2 protein-coding genes are annotated in these 747 nt (G+C 36.4%); both read right to left on the minus strand.

The features are described from left to right. Window positions 1-89 precede the first annotated feature (89 nt). The gene (locus I6F65_RS21490; RefSeq protein WP_197114865.1) at window positions 90-392 is read right to left on the minus strand and encodes a helix-turn-helix transcriptional regulator; all 303 of its coding nucleotides are present in this window, start codon (window positions 390-392) and stop codon (window positions 90-92) included. A 4-nt stretch (window positions 393-396) separates the two neighbouring features. Continuing rightward, window positions 397-594, minus strand: coding sequence for a hypothetical protein (locus I6F65_RS21495; protein ID WP_197114867.1), 198 nt, complete (start codon window positions 592-594; stop codon window positions 397-399). Window positions 595-747 lie beyond the last annotated feature (153 nt).

The raw sequence follows: 747 nt of genomic DNA on the forward strand, positions 1-747 counted from the left end.
AACTATCAGTTTTTTGTCAAAATATGCACGAAGAGCGAACCCAAAAAGAGATAAAGAAAAAGGACGATTAAAATGCGTCCTGAATCCAATTATCTCTTAATGTCTAACCTATGAAAGCTTATTAAAGAGCTTATAGTAATAGCTACAATAAACTTTTGCGTTGATTGGGCTTTAACTGTTTCATCTACTTCTAAGTCGTCCAATTTTATAAGCTCGCCTTGGCGCACTTCAAATACTGCGCATAAAGCCATTGTGGTTTCTTTTGATGCCGCACCTTCTTTTTCTACACGCTGAACGGTACGTAAGCTTACAGCGCAGGCATCGGCAAGTTGCTGTTGCGTCCAATTAAATTGCTGCCTAAGTTCTTTTATTGTTTTAGGATTAAGTTGCATGCGTTTATTTACCTACCACTAAGTCAATTAGCGCAAAGGTTAAATACCCACCCAAGTATCCGGCTAGTACACTGGCGGTGAAAAATAGCACTGCTCTTTTCGGATCCTTAATAAAAGGAAGTAAAGTTTGTTCTTGTTGTTTTATTTGCTCATTATTTTTAAAAAAAGTACATTCTAGTTTGCCAGTGATAATATTTTGCATGTGATACTTAACTTGGTAGTTATGTTCTTTAAACTCAAATGTATGCGTGCTTTTTCTACCAATACTACGTTTACTACTAGGGGCTGTTGATCTTTGTAGTATATATATTAATCAGCCCACATTGGTAGCCACATCATAGTAAATGCTAAAGCG

It is taken from the genome of Pseudoalteromonas sp. SWXJZ94C (genome assembly GCF_015864385.1).
Lineage (GTDB): Bacteria > Pseudomonadota > Gammaproteobacteria > Enterobacterales > Alteromonadaceae > Pseudoalteromonas.

Excerpts from the sequence above, each read along its gene's own strand:
- I6F65_RS21490 (WP_197114865.1), bottom strand. The coding sequence starts at position 392 with ATGCAACTTAATCCTAAAACAATAAAAGAACTTAGGCAGCAATTTAAT.
- I6F65_RS21495 (WP_197114867.1), bottom strand. The coding sequence starts at position 594 with ATGCAAAATATTATCACTGGCAAACTAGAATGTACTTTTTTTAAAAAT.